The following is a 23,760-nucleotide window of genomic DNA, read 5'->3' as shown; positions in this document are numbered from 1 at the left end:
ATTACAGCGGCGTATCCTGCGATATTTCATCCAGCGAGAGGCTAAAGCTCGGCACAAAGACCTCAATAAAGTAGTCCATCTCCTCGCTGCGTCGCCGCTCCAGCGTTTTCTCCAGGCGCGCTTTCGCTAACAGAAACTCATTATTGCCCGCAGAGAGTTCTTCAAGGCATTTCAGGTAGGCGCACAGCGCGTCAGCCTGCTTCAAAATGGCGTTTTCCGCCTCGCTTTGCAGCTGTTCATCCAGCAGCGGTCGCCAGGCATCCTGCAACTCGGCAGGCAGCATCTCAATCAGTTTATGACGGGCGATTTCTTCGATTTTTTTATATTCGTGAGCGATTTGCGCGTTGTAATATTTTACCGGCGTGGGCAGATCGCCGGTCAGCACTTCGCTGGCGTCATGGTAAAGGGCGATCAACGCGATGCGTTCCGCATTCAGGTTACCGTTAAACATCTGGTTTTTAATCAGCGCCAGCGCATGGGCCACCATAGCGACTTGCAAACTATGCTCAGAGACATTTTCCGTGCGCACGTTGCGCATCAGCGGCCAGCGGTTGATTAATTTCAGGCGGGAAAGGTGGGCAAAAAAGTGGCTCTGCTGCATTGAAAAAGGTTCTCCTGTAAGCGAACGGCGGAAACCGGCAACCCGATCTCCGCCGACAGTATAGCCTTTTCATCAATTTCGCTACAGACAGCATTAAGCTGGCCGCAGCCAGCCTGAACCGCCTGTTTTACTGACGGTATCCTTCAAGGAAACGGCCGAATTTGTTGATCGCCATTTCCAGATCGTCCACGCGCGGCAGCGTTACGATACGCACATGATCCGGCCATGGCCAGTTAAAGGCGGAGCCCTGAACCAGCAGCACTTTTTCCTGCAGCAGAAAATCCAGCACCATTTTCTGATCGTCATGCAGATTAAATTTTTTCGCATCGATGCGCGGGAACATATAGAGCGCGCCCTGCGGTTTCACACAGCTGACGCCGGGAATATCATTAATCAGTTCCCAGGCGCGCTGACGCTGCTCATACAGCCGTCCGCCGGGCATGATGAATTCGCTGATGCTCTGATAGCCGCCCAGCGCCGTCTGAATGGCGTGCTGCGCCGGCACGTTGGCGCACAGACGCATAGAGGCCAGCATCTCCAGCCCTTCAATATAGCCTTTGGCGTGCTTTTTCGGACCGTTAAGCACCATCCAGCCCTGACGGAATCCGGCGACGCGATAGGTTTTTGACAACCCATTAAACGTAACGGTAAGCAGGTCTGGTGCCAGCGCAGCGATAGAGTGGTGCTGTGCCGCGTCATAGAGAATTTTGTCGTAAATCTCGTCAGCAAAAATAATCAGGTTATGCTGGCGCGCGATTTCAACGATTTCCATCAGCAGTTCTTTGCTGTAGACGGCGCCGGTAGGGTTATTGGGGTTGATGATCACAATACCGCGCGTGCGCGGCGTGATTTTGCTGCGAATATCGTCCAGATCGGGAAACCAGCCGGCAGATTCATCGCACAGATAATGCACCGCTTTACCGCTGGAGAGGGAAACCGCTGCGGTCCACAGCGGATAATCGGGTGCCGGAACCAGCATTTCATCGCCGCTGTTCAGCAATGCCTGCATAGATTGCACAATCAGCTCAGATACGCCGTTGCCGATATAAATATCTTCCACGGTCACATCACGCATATTGCGCGCCTGATAGTGCTGCATTATGGCTTTGCGCGCTGAATAGAGCCCTTTCGAGTCGCAATATCCCTGAGCGCTGGGCAGGTTGCGAATCACGTCGACCAGAATTTCATCGGGGGCTTCAAAGCCGAAAGGCGCCGGGTTGCCGATATTTAATTTCAGGACTTTATTGCCTTCTTCTTCCAGGCGTTTAGCTTCTTTTAACACCGGGCCGCGAATGTCATAACAAACATTATCCAGCTTTGACGATTTTTCGATAATTGTATTCATTACTTGCGCCTTAACTGACAGAACTGCGTTCCTGCCGTGGAAATAAACCCGCCTAATCTACTCTCCTGACTGGGACTTTTGAAGGGCAGGGGGCGCTTTTGGCGCAACCGGGAATCAATGATGGGCAAGCTGGAACGCAGCATTAACTTGTCTGGATTATCTGGATTTAAAAACCAGATAAAAGAGAAAAAACAGCATAATTATCTGATGGGTTTGGCTGAGTGTAAAAAAATCTTCACGGCATGAGAGCTGGATCAGAAAAAGAAGCAAATCACTACAAAAATAGTAGATTGATACGCAATGAAACAGTTAAATTTTACTACTTAAAGTGCCGATAACGAATTGCAGCTATAATGGTTGCTCCTCATGGACGTTTACCCTGTAAGCAGTATCATTTACCCTGATGCGCTTCAGGATGCTTTTCAGGCAACGAGCCGGAAAAAGCAATCGTTAAAAAAAGCACAATATTGCTCAAAGGCGCCTTTATTGATAAGAAAAATGCGATTGGGGCTTAAAAATTAAGCGTCAATGTGGCAGGATATCCATCAACGGACTTTGTGATAAAACCTGCTTGTCAGACTGCGGAAAAATATGAATGCAGCGGCGGTAAAGGTTAAGTCCGGTTGAACGTTAGTTTTTTTGCGTTAAGCGTTTTTGCTAATGCAGTTTATTGAAGTTATGAACCAGCGGCCCCGACGTTAGCTTGCCTGAAGTTGGCTCGGTTTCCATCAATAAGCAGAACGCATATGGCGTTCAGAGTATCAGCGCGTATGCGCCGAGCGGTTATCATTCTTTAATACCGGCGGCACTGGCTGGTTTGCATGCATTCCTCCAGCGGTATTGTGAAAAGCAGCTTTTCTTTGTGCAGTGTTGAGCTGTCGCTTCTGCTATGCGGAAACGTCATTGTTGCCATCTTAATCTCCGTCCGACATTTGATCGACGGATGTAACACCAGGGTAGTTGTTCTTAAAAACTTATAAGTGAAGAAAAATATGACTAATGCAAATCGTCCGATACTTAATCTCGATCTCGATCTGCTGAGAACGTTCGTGGCTGTCGCAGACCTTAATACTTTTGCCGCAGCCGCTGCCGCCGTATGCAGAACGCAATCAGCCGTCAGCCAGCAAATGCAACGTCTGGAACAGCTGGTCGGCAAAGAGCTGTTTGCCCGTCATGGCCGTAACAAGCTGCTCACCGAACATGGCATTCAGCTGCTCGGTTATGCACGCAAAATCTTACGCTTTAATGACGAGGCCTGTACGTCGCTGATGTACAGCAATGTTCAGGGCGTGCTGACAATCGGCGCGTCTGACGATACGTCAGATACTATTTTGCCGTTCCTGCTGAACCGCGTGACGTCCGTTTATCCAAAACTGGCGATCGACGTGCGCGTGAAGCGCAACCCGTTCATGATGGAAATGCTGAACCAGGGCGAAGTTGACCTGGTCGTCACTACGTCAAGCCCGGGCAATTTTACTCATCAGGTGCTGCGTACTTCTCCAACGCTGTGGTACTGCGCGGCTGACTATATTTTCCAGCGCGGCGAAGCAATTCCTTTGGTTCTGCTGGATGAGCCAAGCCCGTATCGCGACATGGCTATCGATCACCTTAATGAAGCCGGCATTCCATGGCGCATCTCGTATGTCGCCTCGACGCTGGCTGCGGTTCGCGCTGCGGTAAAAGCGGGCCTGGGCGTGACTGCCCGTCCGGTAGAAATGATGAGCCCGGAACTGCGCGTCATGGGGGCAGCTGAAGGCCTGCCGGTGTTGCCGGATACGCAGTATCTGCTCTGCCGCAACCCGGACAGCGAAAACGAACTGGCGTTGGCAATTTTCAATGCGATGGAATCCAGCAACGATCCGTATAACCTCTCCTTAGAGGGGCAGGGCGATACGATGTTATTGGATGACGAAGAATAAGTAATAAAAATGAGATCTTTTCTCATTCAGAATGCTAAATAACTTTTAAAAGCACCAAAAAAAGGCCTCTTAACGCATTTTACCGCTAAGAGGCCTTTTTATTACTCTTTTTTGACAGTTTAAAGGGGATTTGAGCAGAAGTTTATTAGTATTGCTTTGTAAAAATGAAACACTTTACCCCGTCCTGTCTGCCGCCGCTAAAAGCCCTGCATTTATCTTTTTTGCCCAAAAAAAGACCATCTGATTTGTCTGTTATTTTGTCAAAAAGGGCAAAACTGTGTTCTGGATCAAAAAAATAACCCTGTAAAGGGGCAGGAAATCTGCCTGTTTCCTGTCAAAATATGTTTGTTAAATGCACGATCCATTCGCGCAATAACCCACTACACTTAATTTACATTGTAAAACTGACACGATTTAGCCTCGCATGGCGCATCATATGTTAATAAAATGATGCAAGTGTAAATTAACGTGTGGATACTTTTGTCAAAGTTGACAAAAGGTTATGGAAAGGGGTAAAAAACCCCATTAAATTGCTGCTTATAAGTTAATGACAGCATAGTTTATAAGGTTTTTCATCCTTCCCTTGAATTAATGTGGTGTGTTCTTCGCTATCGGCTTCGCAGGACGCTAAACGCCACTTTTTGATGAGTAAGCAGAGAGTATGTCAACAACCACAGAAGTTATCGCTCATCACTGGGCATTCGCTGTTTTTATCGTTGTCGCTTTTGGGCTATGCGTCTTTATGCTGGCCGGTGGCTGGCTGTTAGGCGGTCGCGCCCGCGCACGCCATAAAAACACGCCTTTTGAATCCGGTATTGCGCCGGTTGGTACCACACATCTTCGTCTTTCTGCCAAGTTCTACCTGGTGGCCATGTTCTTCGTCATCTTCGACGTGGAAGCCCTCTTTTTATATGCATGGTCGACATCAATCCGTGAAAGCGGCTGGGTCGGCTTTGTTGAAGCGACAATTTTCATTTTGGTGCTGTTGGCTGGACTGGTTTATCTGGTGCGTATTGGTGCGCTGGATTGGGCGCCTGCGCGTCGTCGCGTGGACGTTGATACCGGTAAGGTCACTAACACCAACCCTCAAAAGCAGTAACAGCGAGGCATTAAGATGGACTATACGCTCACCCGCATAGACCCCAACGGTGAGAATGACCGTTATCCCCTGCAAAAACAGGAGATCGTTTCCGACCCACTCGAGCAGCATGTCCACCGCAGCGTTTATATGGGCAAACTGGAACATGCGCTACATGACATGGTGAACTGGGGTCGCAAGAACTCACTCTGGCCGTTTAACTTCGGCCTTTCCTGTTGTTATGTGGAAATGACCACCTCTTTTACGTCCGTTCATGACGTTGCCCGCTTTGGCTCCGAAGTTATTCGCGCCTCGCCACGTCAGGCAGACTTTATGGTAGTTGCCGGTACGCCGTTTACCAAAATGGCCCCGGTTATTCAGCGTTTGTACGATCAGATGCTGGAGCCGAAATGGGTGATCTCCATGGGCGCCTGCGCCAACTCCGGCGGCATGTATGACATCTATTCCGTGGTGCAGGGCGTGGATAAATTCCTGCCGGTGGACGTTTACATTCCTGGCTGCCCGCCACGCCCGGAAGCCTATATGCAGGCGCTGTTGCTGCTACAGGAATCGATTGGTAAAGAACGTCGCCCGCTTTCGTGGGTCGTTGGCGATCAGGGCGTTTACCGCGCCAACATGCAGTCCGAGCGCGAAAGGAAGCGCGACGATCGTATTGCGGTAACTAACCTGCGTACGCCCGACGAAATTTAAATCAACTGTTTATGGATGGGGCCTGACTGCTGCGCAATAATACTACCAACCAACGCGCGCACCTCATCCTGACACCAACGACTTCGCGCCTGTTTTCAGGCCAGAATGGTGAGTAACGTATGACAGATTTGACCACGCAAGATCTCGCTCAGCCTGCATGGCAAACCCGGGATCATCTGGATGATCCAGTGATCGGCGAGTTGCGTAACCGTTTTGGGCCGGATGCCTTTACCGTTCAGTCAACCCGCACCGGCATTCCGGTGGTTTGGGTGAAACGTGAACAGTTACTGGAAATTGGGGAATTTCTGCGTAAGCTGCCGAAACCCTATGTAATGCTGTATGACCTGCACGGCATGGATGAGCGTCTGCGCACCCACCGTCAGGGCCTGCCTGCCGCTGATTATTCTGTTTTCTATCATCTGCTCTCTATTGAGCGCAATCGCGACATTATGCTCAAGGTGGCATTGTCCGAAAACGATCTGCGCCTGCCGACCTTTACCAAACTCTTCCCTAACGCCAACTGGTATGAGCGTGAAACCTGGGAGATGTTTGGCGTCACCTTTGAAGGGCACCCGCATCTGACGCGCATCATGATGCCGCCGACCTGGGAAGGCCACCCGCTGCGGAAAGATTACCCGGCGCGCGCCACCGAATTCGATCCGTTCGAGCTGACGAAGCAGAAAGAAGATCTGGAGATGGAAGCGCTGCGTTTCAAGCCGGAAGAGTGGGGCATGAAGCGCGGTACCGAAAACGAGGACTTTATGTTCCTCAACCTCGGCCCGAACCACCCGTCAGCGCACGGTGCGTTCCGTATTGTGATGCAGCTGGACGGTGAAGAGATTGTCGACTGCGTGCCTGATATCGGTTACCACCATCGCGGCGCGGAGAAAATGGGCGAGCGCCAGTCCTGGCACAGCTACATTCCTTATACCGATCGCGTGGAGTATCTCGGCGGCTGCGTCAATGAGATGCCTTATGTGTTGGCGGTAGAAAAGCTGGCGGGCATTGTGGTGCCGGATCGCGTTAACGTGATTCGCGTAATGCTGTCCGAGCTGTTCCGTATCAACAGCCATCTACTCTATATCTCGACCTTTATTCAGGACGTCGGTGCCATGTCGCCGGTGTTCTTCGCCTTTACCGACCGTCAGAAAATTTACGATGTGGTTGAGGCGATTACCGGTTTCCGTATGCATCCGGCCTGGTTCCGTATCGGCGGTGTCGCGCACGACCTGCCGAACGGCTGGGAGCGTCTGCTGCGTGAGTTCCTCGACTGGATGCCGAAGCGTCTGAAGGAATATGAGACCGTGGCGCTGAGAAACAGCGTGCTGGTCGGACGCGCCAAAGGCGTGGCGGCTTATGGCAAAGATGAAGCGCTGGCCTGGGGCACCACCGGCGCGGGTCTGCGCGCGACCGGCCTTGATTTCGACGTGCGTAAATGGCGTCCCTATTCCGGCTACGAAAACTTCGATTTTGAGATCCCGGTGGGCAGCGGCGTCAGTGATGCCTATACCCGCGTAATGCTGAAAGTGGAAGAGATGTGGCAGAGCTTGCGCATTCTGGAGCAGTGCCTGAACAACATGCCGGCCGGCCCGTTCAAAGCCGATCATCCGCTGACGACGCCGCCGCCGAAAGAGCGCACGTTACAGCACATTGAAACGCTGATCACCCACTTCCTGCAGGTTTCCTGGGGGCCAGTGATGCCAGCCAATGAATCTTTCCAGATGATCGAAGCGACGAAGGGTATCAACAGTTACTACCTGACCAGCGACGGCAGCACCGTGAGCTATCGCACGCGTATTCGTACGCCAAGCTTCCCGCATTTGCAGCAGATCCCTTCGGTGATCCGCGGCAGCCTGGTATCCGACCTGATCGTTTACCTGGGTAGTATCGATTTTGTTATGTCAGACGTGGACCGCTAATTATGCACGATCAAAAAATTGCCATCGAAACGATCGACCCGACTGAGGTCTTTGAGCTGAGTGCGGCAGAACGCGACGCGATTGAGCATGAAAAACACCATTATGAAGATGCACGCGCAGCCTCTATCGAAGCGCTGAAGATCGTGCAGAAACAGCGCGGCTGGGTGCCGGATGGTGCCATCAATGCTATCGCCGAGGTGCTGGGCATTCCCGCCAGCGATGTGGAAGGCGTTGCCACTTTTTACAGCCAGATTTTCCGTCAGCCGGTTGGCCGCCACGTTATTCGCTATTGCGACAGCGTGGTTTGTCATATTACCGGCTATCAGGGCATTCAGGCGGCGTTAGAGCAGTCGCTGAACATCAAGCCCGGCCAGACCACGGCGGACGGTCGTTTTACCTTGCTGCCGACCTGTTGCCTCGGTAACTGTGATAAAGGCCCGACCATGATGGTGGATGAAGATACCCATGTTCACCTGACGCCGGAATCTATTTCCTCGTTACTGGAGCAGTATCAATGACAGTTAAAGAGATCATTCGTACTGCGGAAACGCATCCGCTCACCTGGCGTATGCGCGACGACAAACAGCCGGTCTGGTTTGACGAATACCGCAGCAAAAACGGTTATGCCGGCGCGGAAAAAGCGTTAAAAGGCCTGGCGCCTGACGAAATCGTCGCGCTGGTTAAGGATTCCGGTCTGAAAGGGCGCGGCGGCGCAGGCTTCTCCACCGGTTTGAAGTGGAGTCTGATGCCGAAAGATGAATCCATGAACATCCGTTACCTGCTGTGTAACGCTGATGAAATGGAGCCGGGCACCTATAAAGACCGTCTGCTGATGGAGCAAATGCCTCACCAGCTGGTAGAAGGCATGCTGATCAGCGCCTTCGCGCTGAAAGCGTATCGCGGCTATATCTTCCTGCGCGGCGAATATATTGAAGCGGCGGTGCATCTGCGCCGTGCGATCGCGGAAGCTACCGAAGCGGGCTTCCTCGGCAAAAACATTCTCGGCACCGGTTTTGACTTCGAGCTGATTGTGCATACCGGCGCTGGCCGCTATATCTGTGGCGAAGAGACAGCGCTGATCAACTCGCTGGAAGGCCGCCGCGCGAATCCGCGCTCCAAGCCACCGTTCCCGGCATCCGCTGGCGTCTGGGGCAAGCCGACTTGCGTAAACAACGTGGAAACCTTGTCCAACGTGCCGGCCATCCTGGCTAACGGCGTGGAGTGGTACAAAGGGCTGTCGAAGAGCGAAGACGCGGGCACCAAAATGATGGGCTTCTCCGGTCGGGTTAAAAATCCGGGCGTATGGGAGCTGCCGTTTGGTATTACGGCGCGCGAAATCCTCGAAGATTACGCGGGCGGAATGCGTGACGGACTGAAATTCAAAGCCTGGCAGCCGGGCGGCGCCGGGACCGATTTCCTGACCGGGGAGCATCTTGATCTGCCGATGGAGTTCGCCAGCATTGGTAAGGCGGGCAGCCGTCTCGGCACCGCGCTGGCGATGGCCGTCGACCACGAAATCAATATGGTTTCGCTGGTGCGCAATCTGGAAGAGTTTTTTGCCCGTGAATCCTGCGGCTGGTGTACGCCTTGTCGCGATGGCCTGCCGTGGAGCGTGAAAATTCTGCGCGCGCTGGAGCAGGGCAAAGGGCAGCCGGGCGATATTGAAACGCTGCAGCAGCTGTGCCGCCAGCTGGGCCCAGGCAAAACCTTTTGCGCCCATGCACCGGGCGCGGTTGAGCCTTTACAGAGCGCGATTAAATATTTCCGTGAAGAGTTTGAAGCTGGCATTGCGCCGCAGGTGTTTGGCAACACACGAGCCATTAACGGTATCCAGCCAAACCTGCTGAAAGCGCGCTGGTAACTATAACGGATCGCTAAAGCGATCCTGTCGCGCCATAGCGCGAGATATATAGCCAAAATTTATGTTTAACGCTCGGTTCTGCCGAGCCTTACGGAAGCATGTTCACTATGGCTACAATTCATGTAGACGGTAAAGAATATGAGGTGGATGGTGCAGACAACCTGCTACAGGCGTGTCTCTCCCTTGGCCTGGATATTCCTTATTTTTGCTGGCACCCGGCGCTGGGAAGCGTGGGCGCCTGCCGCCAGTGCGCGGTAAAGCAATATCAAAACGCTGAGGATACCCGCGGTCGCCTCGTCATGTCCTGCATGACGCCCGCTGCCGACGGCACCTTTATTTCCATTGACGATGGCGAAGCGAAAGAGTTCCGTGAAAGCGTGGTTGAGTGGCTGATGACCAACCATCCGCACGATTGCCCGGTCTGTGAAGAGGGTGGCAACTGCCATCTTCAGGATATGACGGTCATGACCGGCCACAGTTTCCGCCGCTATCGCTTCACCAAGCGTACTCACCGCAATCAGGACCTTGGGCCGTTTATCTCTCATGAGATGAACCGCTGTATCGCCTGCTATCGCTGCGTGCGTTATTACAAAGATTACGCGGACGGTAAAGATCTCGGCGTCTACGGCGCGCACGACAACGTCTACTTCGGTCGCCCGGAAGATGGCACGCTGGAAAGCGAATTCTCCGGCAACCTGGTAGAAATCTGTCCGACCGGCGTCTTCACCGATAAAACCCACTCCGAACGCTATAACCGTAAATGGGATATGCAGTTCGCGCCGAGCATCTGCCAGCAGTGCAGCGTCGGCTGTAACACCAGCCCCGGTGAACGCTATGGCGAACTGCGCCGTATTGAAAACCGCTATAACGGCAGCGTAAATCACTATTTCCTCTGCGATCGCGGCCGCTTCGGCTATGGCTACGTTAACCGCAAAGATCGTCCACGCCAGCCGATGCAGCGCCGTGGCGATAACTGGGTGGCGCTGAACGCTGAACAGGCGATGCAGGGCGCGGCAGATATTCTGCGCCAGGCGAAAAAAGTGATCGGGATCGGCTCTCCGCGCGCCAGCGTCGAAAGCAACTTTGCGCTGCGCGAGTTAGTGGGCGCGGCAAACTTCTCAACCGGCATGCCGGCAGGGGAGCAGGCGCGTCTGGAACTGATGCTGAAAGTGCTGCGCGAAGGCGGCATTCACACGCCTGCGCTGCGTGAAATCGAAAGCTACGATGCGGTGCTGGTGCTGGGCGAAGATTTGACCCAGACCGGCGCGCGCGTCGCGCTGGCGGTGCGTCAGGCGGTAAAAGGCAAAGCGCGCGAAATGGCGGCGGCGCAGAAAGTCGCCGACTGGCAGATTGCGGCGATCATGAACATCGGTCAGCACGCTAAACATCCGCTGTTTGTCACTAACGTTGATGAAACCCGTCTGGATGATATTGCAGCCTGGAGCTACCGCGCCCCGGTTGAAGATCAGGCGCGTCTTGGCTTCGCCATCGCCCATGCGCTGGATGAAAGCGCACCGGCGGTTAGCGATTTCGACAGCGCGCTGAACGGCAAACTGGACGTGATCGTGCAGGCGTTAGCTGGCGCGAAAAAACCGCTGATTATCTCCGGTACGCACGCCGGCAGCGAAGCGATGATCGAAGCGGCGGCCAACGTGGCGAAAGCGCTGAAAGGGCGTGGCGCCGACGTCGGCATTACGCTGCTGGCTTCGGCGGCGAACAGCGTCGGTCTTGGCATGATGGGCGGCGCAACCCTGGATGACGCGCTGGAGCAGCTGGAAAACGGCAGCGCCGATGCGGTAGTCATCCTGGAAAACGATCTCTATCGTCACGCGCCGAAAGCACGGGTTGATGCTGCGCTACGCAACGCCGACAACATTATCGTGGTCGATCATCAGCGCACCGCCACTTTGGAAAAAGCGGGACTGATTCTGTCAGGCGCCAGCTTTGCCGAAAGCGATGGCACGCTGATTAACCAGGAAGGCCGCGCCCAGCGCTTCTTCCAGGTTTACGATCCTGCTTACTACGACAACAAGATAGTGATGCTGGAAAGCTGGCGCTGGCTGCATTCGCTGCACAGCACGCTGGAAAGCCGCCACGTTGACTGGACGCAGCTGGATCACGTGATCGATGCCGTGATTGCCGCGTTCCCGCAGTTGAAAGGCATTAAAGATGCCGCGCCGGACGCCTCCTTCCGCATTCGCGGACAGAAGCTGTCGCGTTCGCCGCATCGCTCCAGCGGCCGTACCGCCGCACGCGCCAATATCAGCGTGCATGAGCCGCGTCAGCCGCAGGATAAGGACACCATGTTCTCCTTCTCCATGGAAGGGAACAACCAGCCGAGCGCGCCGCGCTCTGAGATTCCGTTCGCCTGGGCGCCAGGCTGGAACTCACCGCAGGCGTGGAACAAGTTCCAGGATGAAGTCGGCGGCCATCTGCGCAACGGCGATCCGGGCGTGCGTTTGTTTGAGGCGGCGGGCCAGCTTGACTGGTTTACGCGCGTGCCGACAGCTTTTGCCCGCAACGGCGGCTGGCGTGTGGCGCCTTACTACAACCTGTTCGGCAGCGAAGAGATGACGCAGCGCGCGCCGGTTATTCAGCAGCGCATGCCGCAGCCTGCGGTGGTGATTAACCCGGCCGACGCCGCCACGCTCGGCGTTAATGCCGGATCAGCGGTAGAGTTCAGCTGCGCCGGCGAAACGCTGCGCTTGCCAGTCCGCTTCTCCGAAGCGCTACAGGCAGGGCAGGTGGGTCTGCCGCTCGGCATGCCGGGCGTACCGCCGTTCCTGTCAGGCGCCAACATTGACACTCTGCGGGAGGCGGCACAATGAGCTGGTTGACACCGGATGTTATCGATATTCTGCTGGGCATCCTGAAGGCGATCGTCATCCTGCTGGTGGTGGTCTCCTGCGGCGCCTTTATGAGTTTCGCCGAGCGTCGTCTGCTCGGTCTGTTCCAGAACCGCTACGGGCCTAACCGTGTCGGCTGGGGCGGCTCGCTGCAGCTGGTAGCGGATATGATCAAAATGTTCTTTAAAGAGGACTGGATCCCGCCGTTCACCGACCGTTTTATTTACACCCTGGCGCCAGTTATCGCCTTTGTCTCGCTGCTGTTAGCCTTTGCCATCGTGCCGGTCAGCCCGACCTGGAGTGTCACAGACCTGAACATCGGTCTGCTGTTCTTCCTGATGATGGCGGGCCTGGCAGTTTATGCGGTGCTGTTCGCGGGCTGGGCGAGTAATAACAAATACTCGCTGCTGGGCGCGATGCGCGCCTCTGCGCAGACGCTGAGCTACGAAGTGTTCCTCGGCCTGTCGCTGATGGGCGTAGTGGCGCAGGCGGGCTCGTTCAATATGAACGACATCGTCAACAGCCAGACGCACCTGTGGAATATCATTCCGCAGTTCTTCGGCTTCATTACCTTCTGTATTGCTGGCGTCGCGGTTTGTCACCGCCACCCGTTCGACCAGCCGGAAGCGGAGCAGGAGCTGGCGGATGGTTACCACATCGAATATTCCGGTATGAAGTTCGGTCTGTTCTTCGTCGGCGAATATGTGGCGATTACCACCGTTTCGGCGCTAATTGTGACGCTGTTCTTTGGCGGCTGGCACGGTCCATGGCTGCCGCCCTTTATCTGGTTCGCGATTAAAACGGCGTTCTTCATGATGATGTTTATTCTGATTCGTGCTGCGCTGCCGCGTCCGCGCTATGACCAGGTGATGTCGTTCGGCTGGAAAGTATGTCTGCCGTTGACGCTGTTGAACCTGCTGGCGACTGCCGCAGTGATTCTGTACAACGCGCAGTAAAGGGGTTGTAACCATGACATTAAAAGACATTATTGTCGGTTTCGGCACCCAGGTACGCAGTATCTGGTTAATGAGCCTGCATGCCTTCGCGAAGCGCGAAACCCAGATGTACCCGGAAGAGCCGGTCTATCTGCCGCCCCGTTATCGCGGACGCATCGTGCTGACGCGCGATCCCGACGGCGCGGAACGTTGCGTTGCCTGTAACCTGTGCGCCGTGGCCTGTCCGGTCAGCTGCATTTCGCTGCAGAAGGCTGAGACGGTTGATGGCCGCTGGTACCCGGAGTTCTTCCGCATCAACTTTTCACGCTGCATTTTCTGCGGCATGTGCGAAGAGGCCTGCCCGACCACCGCGATCCAGCTAACGCCGGATTTCGAACTGGGCGAGTTCAAGCGTCAGGATCTGGTGTACGAGAAAGAAGACCTGTTGATTTCAGGGCCGGGCAAATACCCGGAATACAACTTCTACCGTATGGCAGGCATGGCGATCGAAGGGAAAGACAAGGGCGAAGCGGAAAACGAAGCCAAACCCATCGACGTCAAAGGCTTGTTACCTTAAGGAGCCAGGCATGGAATTTGCGTTTTATCTTTGTGGTCTGGTGGCGGTGCTAACCACGCTTCGCGTGATTACCCACACCAACCCGGTACATGCGTTGCTGTACCTGATCGTCTCGCTGCTGTCGGTTGCCGGCGTCTTCTTCTCGCTCGGCGCTTACTTTGCCGGCGCGCTGGAGATCATCGTCTATGCGGGCGCCATTATGGTGCTGTTCGTCTTCGTGGTGATGATGCTCAACCTCGGCAAAACGGTAGAAGAGCAGGAGCGCCAGTGGCTGCAGCCTTCGCTGTGGATTGGCCCGGGCCTGGTATCGCTGCTGCTGCTGGTGGTGCTGGTCTACGCCATTATGACGGCTAACGATCAGGGCATTGACGGCACGGTTATCGATGCGAAAGCGGTCGGTATCAGCCTGTTTGGTCCTTACGTTCTGGCGGTGGAACTGGCTTCCATGCTGCTGCTGGCGGGGCTGGTGGTCGCGTTCCATATCGGACGTGAAGATCGTCACGGCGAAGTGCTGAGCAACCGCGTCAGTGATGCTGCCGAAGCAAAAACTAAGGAGGAGCGCGCATGATCCCTCTGCAACATGGACTGATTCTGGCCGCCGTGCTGTTTGTCCTCGGACTGACTTCGCTAGTACTGCGTCGCAATCTGCTGTTTATGTTAATCGGTCTGGAAATCATGATTAACGCCGCGGCTCTGGCGTTAGTGGTGGCGGGAAGCTACTGGGGGCAGGCGGATGGCCAGGTGATGTATATCCTGGCGATCAGCCTTGCCGCAGCCGAGGCCAGCATTGGCCTGGCGCTGCTGCTGCAGCTCTACCGCCGTCGTCAAACCCTGAACATTGACACAGTGAGCGAGATGCGCGGATGAATCTTCTTTACTTAACCATACTGCTGCCGCTGATCGGCTTCTTGCTGCTGGCGTTTTCCCGCGGCCGCTGGTCAGAAAACCTGTCTGCTACAGTGGGCGTGGGCTCCATTGGTCTGGCGGCGCTGGTCACGCTCTACGTTGGCATCGATTTCTTTGCCAACGGCAAAGCGCTGTTTACCCAGGCGCTGTGGACCTGGATGCAGGTCGGCAACTTTAACATCGGCGTTACCCTGACGCTGGACGGCCTGTCGTTCACCATGCTGTCGGTAGTGACCGGCGTCGGCTTCTTTATCCATATGTTCGCCTCCTGGTATATGCGCGGGGAAGAGGGCTATTCACGCTTCTTCGCCTATACCAACCTGTTTATCGCCAGCATGGTGGTTCTGGTGCTGGCCGATAACCTGCTGCTGATGTACCTCGGCTGGGAAGGCGTGGGCCTCTGCTCTTATCTGCTGATTGGTTTCTATTACACCAATCCAGATAACGGCAAGGCGGCGATGAAGGCGTTTATCATTACCCGTGTCGGCGACGTATTCCTCGCGTTCGCGCTGTTCATTCTCTACAACGAGCTGGGCACGCTGAACTTCCGCGAAATGGTCGAACTGGCGCCGGCGCACTTTGCCACTGATAACCATATGCTGCAATGGGCGACGCTGATGCTGTTGGGTGGTGCGGTCGGTAAATCCGCACAGCTGCCGCTGCAAACCTGGCTGGCCGATGCGATGGCGGGCCCGACGCCGGTTTCTGCGCTGATCCACGCGGCAACCATGGTGACCGCGGGCGTTTACCTGATCGCCCGTACCCACGGTCTGTTCCTGATGACGCCGGAAGTGCTGCATCTGGTCGGCATCGTCGGTGCGGTCACGCTGGTGCTGGCGGGCTTCGCCGCGCTGGTGCAAACCGACATCAAGCGCGTGCTGGCTTACTCAACCATGAGCCAGATCGGTTATATGTTCCTGGCGCTGGGCGTGCAGGCGTGGGATGCAGCGATTTTCCACCTGATGACCCATGCGTTCTTCAAGGCGCTGCTGTTCCTCTCATCCGGTTCGGTGATTCTGGCCTGTCATCACGAGCAGAACATTTTCAAAATGGGCGGCCTGCGTAAAAGCATTCCGCTGGTTTATGTCTGCTTCCTGGTGGGTGGCGCCGCGCTGGCTGCGCTGCCGCTGGTCACCGCTGGCTTCTACAGTAAGGATGAGATTTTGTTCGGCGCGCTGGCTAACGGTCACGTCAACCTGATGGTTGCCGGACTGGTCGGTGCTTTCCTGACCTCTGTCTACACCTTCCGCATGATTTTTATCGTCTTCCACGGCGAAGAAAAAATTCATGCGCACGCGGGCAAAGGCATTACCCATCATCTGCCGCTGATTGTGCTGCTGGTGCTGTCCACCTTTATTGGCGCGCTGATTACGCCGCCGCTGGCTGGCGTTCTGCCTGCAAGCGAACATGGCGAAGCGGGCAAAATGGGGCTGGAGATCGCATCGGGCGTGGTGGCGATTGTCGGTATCCTGATCGCTGCCTGGCTGTGGCTTGGCAAGCGTTCGCTGGTGTCCAGCGTGGCGCGCAGTGCGCCGGGCCGCTTCTTCGGCACCTGGTGGTTTGCCGCCTGGGGCTTCGACTGGCTGTATGACAAAATTTTCGTTAAGCCTTATTTGGGCATCGCCTGGCTACTGTCGCGCGATCCGCTGAATGCCCTGATGAATACGCCAGCTCTGGTTTCACGCCTGGCGAATAAAGGGCTGGTGGTAAGCGAGAATGGTTATCTGCGCTGGTATGTCGCTTCCATGAGCGTGGGCGCCGTTGTGGTGCTGGCGCTGCTGCTGGTGATGTAAGGTTAGTGAGCGGGATGCGGCTCGCCGCATCCCACCCGATAAGCTTGTGAAAAAACCTGAGGTTGGGCGTGACCGGTAATGTTTACCGGCGGCTCATGCAGGACTGGAAAAGGGACCGTAACCGCCATGTTATTACCTTGGCTAATTGTTATCCCGTTTGTCGGCGGCTTTCTGTGCTGGCTGGCTGAGCGCTTAGGCGCGAAGACGCCGCGCTGGATTGCCCTGATTACGATGGGCTTGACGCTGGCGCTTTCGCTGCAACTCTGGTTGCAGAGAGGCTATTCACTGACCCAGGCGGCGGGCATTCCGCAATGGCAGTCTGAGTTTTCTGTTCCCTGGATCCCGCGCTTCGGCATCGCTTTCCACCTTGCGCTGGATGGTCTGTCGCTGCTGATGGTGGTGCTGACCGGCCTGCTGGGCCTGATGGCGGTGCTCTGTTCCTGGAATGAGATTGAGAAGTATCAGGGCTTTTTCCACCTCAACCTGATGTGGATCCTTGGTGGTGTAATCGGTGTGTTCCTGGCCATCGATATGTTCCTGTTCTTCTTCTTCTGGGAAATGATGCTGGTGCCGATGTATTTTCTCATCGCGCTCTGGGGTCATAAGGCGTCCGACGGTAAAACGCGTATTACCGCTGCAACCAAGTTCTTTATTTATACCCAGGCATCCGGCCTGGTGATGCTGATCGCCATTCTGGGCCTGGTGTTTGTGCATTACCGTGCGACCGGCGTCTGGAGCTTCAACTATGAAGTGCTGCTGCATACGCCAATGTCGCAGACGGTTGAATATCTGCTGATGCTCGGCTTCTTTATCGCCTTCGCGGTAAAAATGCCGGTGGTACCACTACACGGCTGGCTGCCGGATGCGCACAGTCAGGCACCAACCGCAGGCTCCGTGGATCTGGCCGGTATTCTGTTGAAAACCGCCGCCTACGGTCTGCTGCGCTTTAGCCTGCCGCTGTTCCCGAATGCCTCGGCGGAGTTTGCGCCGATTGCCATGTGGCTGGGGATTATCGGCATCTTCTATGGCGCCTGGATGGCCTTCTCTCAGACCGATATTAAACGTTTAATCGCCTACACCTCCATTTCCCATATGGGCTTCGTGCTGATTGCTATCTATACCGGCAACCAGCTGGCGTTCCAGGGCGCGGTGGTACAGATGATTGCACACGGTCTGTCAGCGGCGGCGCTGTTTATTCTGTGCGGTCAGCTGTACGAACGTCTGCACACACGCGATATGCGTGAAATGGGCGGTCTGTGGTCGCGTATCAAATGGATCCCCGGCCTGTCACTGTTCTTTGCGGTCGCGAATCTCGGTATGCCGGGCACCGGTAACTTTGCCGGTGAGTTTATGATTCTGACCGGCAGCTTCCAGGTAGTGCCGACCATTATCGTTATCGCTACCTTTGGTCTGGTGTTTGCTTCTGTTTACTCGCTGATCATGATGCAGCGCGCCTATTACGGTGCGCCGAAGTCGGAGACGCCGCTGCGCGGCATGTCCGCGCGTGAATTCATTATGATCATGGTGCTGGTGGTTCTGCTGGTGTTGCTGGGGGTTTACCCACAACCGATTCTGGACACCTCACACGCTGCGATGAGCAACATTCAGCAGTGGTTTACCGCTTCAATTTCAACTACAAGGCCGTAATTCGCCATGACAATAACTCCTCAACAACTGATCGCGCTGCTGCCGCTGTTGATCGTCGGATTGACGGTGGTGGTTGTGATGCTGTCCATTGCGTGGCGACGCAACCATTTTGCCAATGCGACGCTGACCGTGATTGGCCTTAACCTGGCGCTGTTGTCACTCTGGTTTGTGGGCCAGGCAGGGCCGATGGACGTCACGCCGCTGCTGCGTGTGGACGGCTTCTCGATGTTCTATACCGGTCTGGTGATGCTGGCGAGCCTGGCAACCTGTACCTTTGCCTATCCCTGGCTGCAGGGCTTCAGCGATAACTGCGACGAGTTCTATCTGCTGGTGCTGATTGCCGCGCTGGGTGGCGTGGTGCTGGCAAGCGCCAACCATATGGCCTCGCTGTTTATTGGTGTTGAACTGCTGTCGCTGCCGCTGTTTGGTTTGATCGGCTACGCCTTCCGTCAAAAACGTTCGCTGGAAGCGGCGCTGAAATACACTATTCTGTCGGCGGCCGCCTCATCCTTCCTACTGTTTGGCATTGCGCTTATCTATGCCGACGCAGGCAGCCTGAGCTTCGTCAATCTGGGCAAAAGTCTGAACGACAGCATGCTGCATCAGCCGCTGCTGCTGGCCGGGCTGGGCATGATGATCATCGGTCTGGGCTTTAAACTGTCGCTGGTGCCGTTCCATCTCTGGACGCCGGACGTCTATCAGGGCGCGCCTGCGCCGGTCTCAACTTTCCTCGCGACCGCCAGCAAAATCGCCATTTTTGGCGCGCTGATGCGTCTGTTTATGTACGCGCCGGCGACCGACAGCGAAGCAGTACGCAATGTGCTGGCGATTATCGCCGTGGTTTCCATCCTGTTTGGTAACCTGCTGGCAATCAGTCAGAGCAACATCAAGCGTCTGCTGGGCTACTCCTCTATCTCGCATCTGGGCTATCTGCTGGTTGCGCTGATTGCGGTACAGTCGCATCAGATGTCGCTGGAAACCGCTGGCGTTTATCTGGCCGGTTACCTGTTCAGCAGCATCGGTGCGTTCGGCGTGGTAAGCCTGATGTCCAGCCCGTATCGTGGCCCGGACGCCGATTCGCTTTACTCTTATCGCGGCCTGTTCTGGCATCGTCCGGTGCTGTCGGCAGTGATGACGGTGATGATGCTGTCGCTGGCCGGTATCCCGATGACGCTGGGCTTTATCGGTAAGTTCTATGTGATCGCGCTGGGCGTTAACGCCTCGCTGTGGTGGCTGACCGGCGCGGTGGTATTAGGCAGCGCTATTGGCCTCTACTACTATCTGCGTGTGACTGTCAGCCTGTATCTCAGCCCGCCGGAACTGCATACGCGCGATACGCCCGCCAACTGGGGCTTTACCGCAGGCGGCATTGTGGTGCTGATCTCCGCAATCCTGGTACTGCTGTTGGGTGTTTATCCGCAGCCGCTTATCACGCTGGTGCAGATGGCGCAGCCGCTGATGTAAGTGTCCTGAACGTAAAAAAGCCCTGTATCGCTACAGGGCTTTTTTTATGGGTTCAGAACTGGTATTGCAGGCCCGCCGTCAGGCTGGCTGACGCGTAGTCGCCGCGTTGGGTTTTGACGCGAAACGTAGCGCTGCCATAGTAGCGTTTATCGTTGTCATGAGCAGTGGCGAAGGGAGAATATTTAACCTGCGCATTCAGCTCTACTTTCTTATAGCGATACTGTCCGACTATGCCGAGCCACGGTGTGGAAAAATGCTGCTGATAACGACGCTTCGCTCACGGCTGGAAAACTGCCGGTATCAGCGCCGTTATTATAAATATAGTACCCCCCGAGCCAGCCGGTGCCTGGGGTAAGTTTAACGGGTGATAAGGGCGTGGCGTCTGCAAGGCTCAGCGGGCTGGTCAGCGTCAGGATCAAATATGTCGTTCCGTATAGCAGCGCTTTTATTGTTTTCATTTTCAACCTCCAGTCGATATAAAAGCGCGGCTATTTTCCCCTGGTTTTTAAAGCGATGTTGGATTTTTGCACGATGATTGAGGTTATATTAAGCCGACATCATACGTATTATTAGCCAGTAAAATATTCAATCGGAACAAGTCGGTTAACGGGAAGGGGATGGCAAGAACATGGAGTTAACCTGGTACGATCTGCATCACAGCAAGCTCAACGTGCATCAGCTTTATGAAATTCTGGCGTTGCGCAACCGTGTCTTTATTGTGGAGCAGCAATGTCCTTATGAAGATATTGATGGTCAGGATTTGGTGCGCGATAACCGCCATATCTTTGCCATCGGTGAAGGTCGAATGCTGGCCTGCGCGCGAATTCTGACGCCGCTCGATGAAAACAATCCAGTTAAAATCGGTCGGGTGATTGTGACCAGCGAAGCACGCGGCCTGCACCTGGGCTATCGTTTGATGGAACAGGTCTTAGTGAGCTGTGAACGTTACTGGCCGCGCCACCAGCAATATCTTTCCGCGCAGGCGCATCTGCAGCCATTCTATGGCCGCATGGGTTTTACGCCGGTGGGCGAGGTTTATCTGGAAGACAATATTCCGCATATCGATATGGTGAAATAGGCGGCGGGGAAGCAGACAGGTGATAACGGGCGGAGCGCGCGGCTCCGCCGACCGATCAGGCGCTAAAGTCGGTAAAGGCCTGCAGCTGCTTGCTCAGAAAGGTGCGCGTCGCCTCGTCGGTCAGCACGCCATCTTTAACTTTATCTGTGACTTGGCCAATCATCGCTTCAGGTTTATTCATCACGCGGGCATCAAAAAATACTAAAATTTGGCGCAGGTGATATTGCGCGCGCGCGCCGCCGATGTTGCCCGGCGACGCACTCTGAATCAGTACCGGCTTACCGGCAAAGGGCGCGGGCGATACGCGCGAGAGCCAGTCGAGCGCATTTTTCAGTACGCCCGGTACTGAATAGTTATATTCCGGCGTGACGATAATCACGCCATCCGCCTTCGCGATTTCTTCCGCCATGCTCAGGACTGGCGCCGGAAAGCCTTCCGCCTGTACATCTGCATTGTAATGGGGGAAATCGCCCACCGATCCCAGGTGGCTGATGGTCACGCCTTCAGGCGCCAGCTCCGGCAGCGTATGCGCGACCGCCGCGTTAAAGGATCCTTTGCGCAGGCTGCCGACCAGCGTCACAAAATGTTTTTTCTCACTCATCTGTTGCTCTCCGTTTACGTTCTGAAGGTTAGCCAACAAGTATAAGCGCCACAGTGCCGTCTCGCCTGATTGTAAGCAGGTTATAAACGGCTGCGTATTGCTTACCGGCTTTATTCAACAGAATTTGCGAATTACGATCGTCTGCGCACCCTTTTTCAGAACGATACGCCAGATGTTCAACCATGCTGTTCAGAGCGGAAATAACAGTCACGTCCGCTTTGTGCCAGAGGCGGACGTCAGTATTTAAAAAATCCAGACGGTGAATAAGGTTCATCTGTGATAAAAGAAAATGTCCAGGCAGTTATGCCTGAAACCTGACGGAGCAGAAAATGAGAACGCAGAAGCGATGCATGGGGTATGTGGCCGTAGTAGTTGATGATTACGATCGAGCGATTGAATATTATACGGACAAGCTGGGCTTTACGCTTGTTGAGGACACGCCTCAGCCGGGTAAACGCTGGGTCGTGGTGACACCAAATCCAGAAAGCGACTGCAACCTTCTTCTGGCCCGAGCCTCAAACGAGAGGCAGGAAAGCTTTATTGGCAATCAGTGTGGCGGCCGGGTATTTCTGTTTCTCCAGACGGATGACTTCTGGCGCGACTACAATGCCATGAAAGCAAAAGGCGTGACATTTTGTCAGGAGCCTCGCGAAGAAGAGTACGGCACGGTCGTTGTATTTGAAGATCTTTACGGCAACCGCTGGGATCTTTATCAGAACAAGCAACGCTAGAACATTTTTCCGGCTGCGCCTTCAATGCGTGGTCGGAACAGTAGAATGAGTGACTTTAGCTTTCTTAAGCTTCAAAAAACACGCTGTGTCTGCTTTTCGCTCATAACCAAAATCATGTGTTCTCTCTGAGAACCGTTATGTGCCAGAAGCCAACCTTAGCGCTTTGGATTAATAATGAATGTTATGGCAATCCGGGTAACCGACCGGTCGTCCCGGAAATGAGGTTAACATCCCGTTCCATTTCAGGCAGCAGGCGCGGGCAGGTCGCCGCACCTTACTTCTGTAAAAGAGTTCCGTTACGACTGCATCAATGCCCACGTTTCTGCCGCCACAGGCTGCAAAATTTTCTGCGCCTGTTCAAATGATTGAATATTGGTGTAGCCAATCACCAGTCCGTAACGCTTCTGCGATTGTGCATACCAGCTGGAGAGTGGTCGCACATAGAGTTCATGCTGCCTCCAGATTGCGGCCAGCGCCGTGTCCTGAATGCCACGTTGCAGGAAAGCAACAATATGCATGCCGCCATCGGTTAGCTCAAATTCAAACAGCCCCGGAAAGATCGCTTCAATAGCCTCCAGCATCATGCGGCGGCGCTGCTGATAAAGAATGCGCATTTTTTTTATATGGCGGTAGAAGTGCCCTTCGCTGAGAAACTGCGTGAGGATCTTTTGCGGCAACAGCGGCAGGCCGGCTTCAAGAATTTCACCCAGTTCGCTAAAGCGCGTCACTGTCTCCTGCGGCATCACCAGGTAGCCGATACGCATCGCAGGCATCATGGTTTTGCTGAACGTCCCGGTATAGATCACCCGATCGTACACATCGAGGCTTTTCAGCGCCGGGATCACTTTCCGCGTGTAGTGAAACTCACCGTCGTAATCATCCTCAATAATCCAGCTACTGTTTTGCTGCGCCCATGCCAGCAGCTGATGCTTGCGCGGTAATGAGAGGCTGACCGCCAGCGGACTTTGATGGGTCGGCGTTACGATGGCGAAGCGCGCATCGGCGTGATAGCGCTGAAGATAATCAACATCCACTCCCTGCCGATCTACCGGCACATAGTGCAGGCTAGGCGCGATTCGCTTTAGCAGTTGCTGACCGAAGAAGTAGCCGGGATCTTCAAACAGCACTTTATCGTTCGGCTGTGCCAGCACTGACAGAATCAGCCGGAGATTGGCGCGATAGCCGCTGGTAATGAAGATCTGCTCCGGCTGGCAATTGAGGCCGCGCGAGATGTTGAGGTAGCTGGCAATGGCCTCACGCAGCGGCTGATAGCCCATCACCGGGGGCATAATCATCTCTTCCGGGCGCAAACTGCGCGCCGCTTTTCCTGAGATCAGTAACCATTTTTTATGCGGAAACTCATCCAGTGCCGGAATGCCGAGACGCAGTTCGCCTTTGCTTTCGATAACCGGCAGATTAGGCGAAAGGGGCGGGGCAGCGGTGGGGACCTTGACTGTTGAGGCCAGCTGGAGGTCCGGGTTGACGCGTGTACCCTTCGCTCCCTGACTGACAAAATAGCCTTCGCCAATAAGAATTTCATAAGCGGTTTCCACCGTTTTACGCGCTACCTGCAGCTCGCTGGCCAGCACGCGAATCGCCGGTACGCGATCGCCCGGTTTTAATTGCCCGGCCAGGATTTGCTGGCGATAACGGGTATAGATCTCTTTGTATCCCATGCGCTGTTTTCTGCTATGTCCTACCTGTTCTCTTTAATTTTGACCCTTTTTACCTGGACATGCCCGTTTAAG

22 protein-coding genes are annotated in these 23,760 nt (G+C 54.8%); 17 read left to right on the top strand and 5 right to left on the bottom strand.

Annotation, left to right across the window (positions count from 1 at the left end; genetic code table 11):
• Position 1 precedes the first annotated feature (1 nt).
• Together yfbR and P3C52_RS03850 are read right to left on the bottom strand one after the other, a co-directional pair.
• Complete coding sequence (gene yfbR / locus P3C52_RS03855) at positions 2-601, bottom strand: 5'-deoxynucleotidase (RefSeq protein ID WP_275553890.1); 600 nt, start codon at positions 599-601, stop codon at positions 2-4.
• A 127-nt stretch (positions 602-728) separates the two neighbouring features.
• Positions 729-1,946, bottom strand: a complete 1,218-nt coding sequence (locus tag P3C52_RS03850; protein WP_275553889.1) for a pyridoxal phosphate-dependent aminotransferase — start codon at positions 1,944-1,946, stop codon at positions 729-731.
• 117 nt (positions 1,947-2,063) lie between these two features.
• Between P3C52_RS03850 and P3C52_RS03845 the strand changes: the two genes are divergently transcribed.
• From P3C52_RS03845 to nuoN, 15 genes are all read left to right on the top strand, one after another.
• Positions 2,064-2,192 carry a hypothetical protein gene (locus P3C52_RS03845; protein WP_275553888.1) on the top strand — a complete coding sequence of 43 codons (129 nt, stop codon included), beginning with the start codon at positions 2,064-2,066 and terminating at the stop codon, positions 2,190-2,192.
• Positions 2,193-2,938: 746 nt separating this feature from the next.
• The gene (lrhA, locus tag P3C52_RS03840) at positions 2,939-3,865 is read left to right on the top strand and encodes a transcriptional regulator LrhA (protein WP_275553887.1); all 927 of its coding nucleotides are present in this window, start codon (positions 2,939-2,941) and stop codon (positions 3,863-3,865) included.
• Positions 3,866-4,526: 661 nt separating this feature from the next.
• The gene (locus P3C52_RS03835; RefSeq protein WP_275553886.1) at positions 4,527-4,964 is read left to right on the top strand and encodes an NADH-quinone oxidoreductase subunit A; all 438 of its coding nucleotides are present in this window, start codon (positions 4,527-4,529) and stop codon (positions 4,962-4,964) included.
• 15 nt (positions 4,965-4,979) lie between these two features.
• Positions 4,980-5,654: an NADH-quinone oxidoreductase subunit B gene (locus P3C52_RS03830; RefSeq protein ID WP_275553885.1), complete on the top strand. Its 675-nt coding sequence runs from the start codon at positions 4,980-4,982 to the stop codon at positions 5,652-5,654.
• 119 nt (positions 5,655-5,773) lie between these two features.
• Positions 5,774-7,573, top strand: coding sequence for an NADH-quinone oxidoreductase subunit C/D (gene nuoC / locus P3C52_RS03825; RefSeq protein WP_275553884.1), 1,800 nt, complete (start codon positions 5,774-5,776; stop codon positions 7,571-7,573).
• Positions 7,574-7,575: 2 nt separating this feature from the next.
• Entirely contained in the window at positions 7,576-8,091 is a 516-nt protein-coding gene (gene nuoE, locus P3C52_RS03820; RefSeq protein ID WP_275553883.1) for an NADH-quinone oxidoreductase subunit NuoE, read from the top strand.
• A complete protein-coding gene (gene nuoF, locus P3C52_RS03815) occupies positions 8,088-9,434 on the top strand; it encodes an NADH-quinone oxidoreductase subunit NuoF (RefSeq protein WP_275553882.1) in 1,347 nt (448 codons plus the stop codon). Before nuoE ends, nuoF begins: the two co-directional genes overlap by 4 nt.
• Positions 9,435-9,541: 107 nt before the next feature.
• Positions 9,542-12,262 (top strand): NADH-quinone oxidoreductase subunit NuoG, encoded by a 2,721-nt coding sequence (gene nuoG / locus P3C52_RS03810; RefSeq protein ID WP_275553881.1) that lies wholly within the window; start codon positions 9,542-9,544, stop codon positions 12,260-12,262.
• Entirely contained in the window at positions 12,259-13,236 is a 978-nt protein-coding gene (gene nuoH / locus P3C52_RS03805) for an NADH-quinone oxidoreductase subunit NuoH (protein ID WP_275553880.1), read from the top strand. Before nuoG ends, nuoH begins: the two co-directional genes overlap by 4 nt.
• A 13-nt stretch (positions 13,237-13,249) precedes the next feature.
• Entirely contained in the window at positions 13,250-13,792 is a 543-nt protein-coding gene (gene nuoI, locus P3C52_RS03800; RefSeq protein WP_275553879.1) for an NADH-quinone oxidoreductase subunit NuoI, read from the top strand.
• Between the two features lie 10 nt (positions 13,793-13,802).
• The gene (gene nuoJ, locus P3C52_RS03795) at positions 13,803-14,360 is read left to right on the top strand and encodes an NADH-quinone oxidoreductase subunit J (protein ID WP_275553878.1); all 558 of its coding nucleotides are present in this window, start codon (positions 13,803-13,805) and stop codon (positions 14,358-14,360) included.
• Entirely contained in the window at positions 14,357-14,659 is a 303-nt protein-coding gene (gene nuoK / locus P3C52_RS03790) for an NADH-quinone oxidoreductase subunit NuoK (protein WP_013509877.1), read from the top strand. The genes nuoJ and nuoK overlap by 4 nt, the downstream gene beginning before the upstream one ends.
• A complete protein-coding gene (nuoL, locus tag P3C52_RS03785; RefSeq protein ID WP_275553877.1) occupies positions 14,656-16,491 on the top strand; it encodes an NADH-quinone oxidoreductase subunit L in 1,836 nt (611 codons plus the stop codon). The genes nuoK and nuoL overlap by 4 nt, the downstream gene beginning before the upstream one ends.
• A gap of 126 nt (positions 16,492-16,617) precedes the next feature.
• On the top strand, positions 16,618-18,138 hold the full coding sequence (gene nuoM / locus P3C52_RS03780; protein WP_275553876.1) for an NADH-quinone oxidoreductase subunit M: 1,521 nt from the start codon (positions 16,618-16,620) through the stop codon (positions 18,136-18,138).
• A 6-nt stretch (positions 18,139-18,144) separates the two neighbouring features.
• Complete coding sequence (gene nuoN / locus P3C52_RS03775; protein ID WP_275553875.1) at positions 18,145-19,602, top strand: NADH-quinone oxidoreductase subunit NuoN; 1,458 nt, start codon at positions 18,145-18,147, stop codon at positions 19,600-19,602.
• Between the two features lie 209 nt (positions 19,603-19,811).
• On the opposite strand, the gene P3C52_RS03770 is transcribed toward nuoN, so the two are convergent.
• Entirely contained in the window at positions 19,812-20,060 is a 249-nt protein-coding gene (locus P3C52_RS03770) for a hypothetical protein (protein WP_275553874.1), read from the bottom strand.
• A 170-nt stretch (positions 20,061-20,230) separates the two neighbouring features.
• Between P3C52_RS03770 and P3C52_RS03765 the strand changes: the two genes are divergently transcribed.
• Positions 20,231-20,680 carry a GNAT family N-acetyltransferase gene (locus tag P3C52_RS03765; protein WP_275553873.1) on the top strand — a complete coding sequence of 150 codons (450 nt, stop codon included), beginning with the start codon at positions 20,231-20,233 and terminating at the stop codon, positions 20,678-20,680.
• Between the two features lie 55 nt (positions 20,681-20,735).
• Here P3C52_RS03765 and P3C52_RS03760 read toward each other — a convergent pair whose 3' ends face one another.
• Positions 20,736-21,281 (bottom strand): NADPH-dependent FMN reductase, encoded by a 546-nt coding sequence (locus P3C52_RS03760; RefSeq protein ID WP_275553872.1) that lies wholly within the window; start codon positions 21,279-21,281, stop codon positions 20,736-20,738.
• Positions 21,282-21,610: 329 nt separating this feature from the next.
• Here P3C52_RS03760 and P3C52_RS03755 point away from each other — a divergent pair, with 329 nt between their 5' ends.
• Complete coding sequence (locus P3C52_RS03755) at positions 21,611-22,012, top strand: VOC family protein (protein WP_275553871.1); 402 nt, start codon at positions 21,611-21,613, stop codon at positions 22,010-22,012.
• 296 nt (positions 22,013-22,308) lie between these two features.
• On the opposite strand, the gene P3C52_RS03750 is transcribed toward P3C52_RS03755, so the two are convergent.
• Positions 22,309-23,688: a PLP-dependent aminotransferase family protein gene (locus tag P3C52_RS03750; protein WP_275553870.1), complete on the bottom strand. Its 1,380-nt coding sequence runs from the start codon at positions 23,686-23,688 to the stop codon at positions 22,309-22,311.
• Positions 23,689-23,760: the final 72 nt, after the last annotated feature.

Source organism: Mixta sp. Marseille-Q2659 (assembly GCF_940807255.1).
Classification (GTDB): Bacteria; Pseudomonadota; Gammaproteobacteria; order Enterobacterales; family Enterobacteriaceae; genus Mixta.
Note: the sequence above shows the minus strand (reverse complement) of the source record. Positions and strands in the feature narration are given on the sequence as shown.

Coding starts and splice junctions, on each gene's coding strand:
- yfbR (WP_275553890.1), bottom strand. CDS start 601: ATGCAGCAGAGCCACTTTTTTGCCCACCTTTCCCGCCTGAAATTAATC.
- P3C52_RS03850 (WP_275553889.1), bottom strand. CDS start 1,946: ATGAATACAATTATCGAAAAATCGTCAAAGCTGGATAATGTTTGTTAT.
- P3C52_RS03845 (WP_275553888.1), top strand. CDS start 2,064: ATGATGGGCAAGCTGGAACGCAGCATTAACTTGTCTGGATTATCTGGA.
- lrhA (WP_275553887.1), top strand. CDS start 2,939: ATGACTAATGCAAATCGTCCGATACTTAATCTCGATCTCGATCTGCTG.
- P3C52_RS03835 (WP_275553886.1), top strand. CDS start 4,527: ATGTCAACAACCACAGAAGTTATCGCTCATCACTGGGCATTCGCTGTT.
- P3C52_RS03830 (WP_275553885.1), top strand. CDS start 4,980: ATGGACTATACGCTCACCCGCATAGACCCCAACGGTGAGAATGACCGT.
- nuoC (WP_275553884.1), top strand. CDS start 5,774: ATGACAGATTTGACCACGCAAGATCTCGCTCAGCCTGCATGGCAAACC.
- nuoE (WP_275553883.1), top strand. CDS start 7,576: ATGCACGATCAAAAAATTGCCATCGAAACGATCGACCCGACTGAGGTC.
- nuoF (WP_275553882.1), top strand. CDS start 8,088: ATGACAGTTAAAGAGATCATTCGTACTGCGGAAACGCATCCGCTCACC.
- nuoG (WP_275553881.1), top strand. CDS start 9,542: ATGGCTACAATTCATGTAGACGGTAAAGAATATGAGGTGGATGGTGCA.
- nuoH (WP_275553880.1), top strand. CDS start 12,259: ATGAGCTGGTTGACACCGGATGTTATCGATATTCTGCTGGGCATCCTG.
- nuoI (WP_275553879.1), top strand. CDS start 13,250: ATGACATTAAAAGACATTATTGTCGGTTTCGGCACCCAGGTACGCAGT.
- nuoJ (WP_275553878.1), top strand. CDS start 13,803: ATGGAATTTGCGTTTTATCTTTGTGGTCTGGTGGCGGTGCTAACCACG.
- nuoK (WP_013509877.1), top strand. CDS start 14,357: ATGATCCCTCTGCAACATGGACTGATTCTGGCCGCCGTGCTGTTTGTC.
- nuoL (WP_275553877.1), top strand. CDS start 14,656: ATGAATCTTCTTTACTTAACCATACTGCTGCCGCTGATCGGCTTCTTG.
- nuoM (WP_275553876.1), top strand. CDS start 16,618: ATGTTATTACCTTGGCTAATTGTTATCCCGTTTGTCGGCGGCTTTCTG.
- nuoN (WP_275553875.1), top strand. CDS start 18,145: ATGACAATAACTCCTCAACAACTGATCGCGCTGCTGCCGCTGTTGATC.
- P3C52_RS03770 (WP_275553874.1), bottom strand. CDS start 20,060: ATGAAAACAATAAAAGCGCTGCTATACGGAACGACATATTTGATCCTG.
- P3C52_RS03765 (WP_275553873.1), top strand. CDS start 20,231: ATGGAGTTAACCTGGTACGATCTGCATCACAGCAAGCTCAACGTGCAT.
- P3C52_RS03760 (WP_275553872.1), bottom strand. CDS start 21,281: ATGAGTGAGAAAAAACATTTTGTGACGCTGGTCGGCAGCCTGCGCAAA.
- P3C52_RS03755 (WP_275553871.1), top strand. CDS start 21,611: ATGAGAACGCAGAAGCGATGCATGGGGTATGTGGCCGTAGTAGTTGAT.
- P3C52_RS03750 (WP_275553870.1), bottom strand. CDS start 23,688: ATGGGATACAAAGAGATCTATACCCGTTATCGCCAGCAAATCCTGGCC.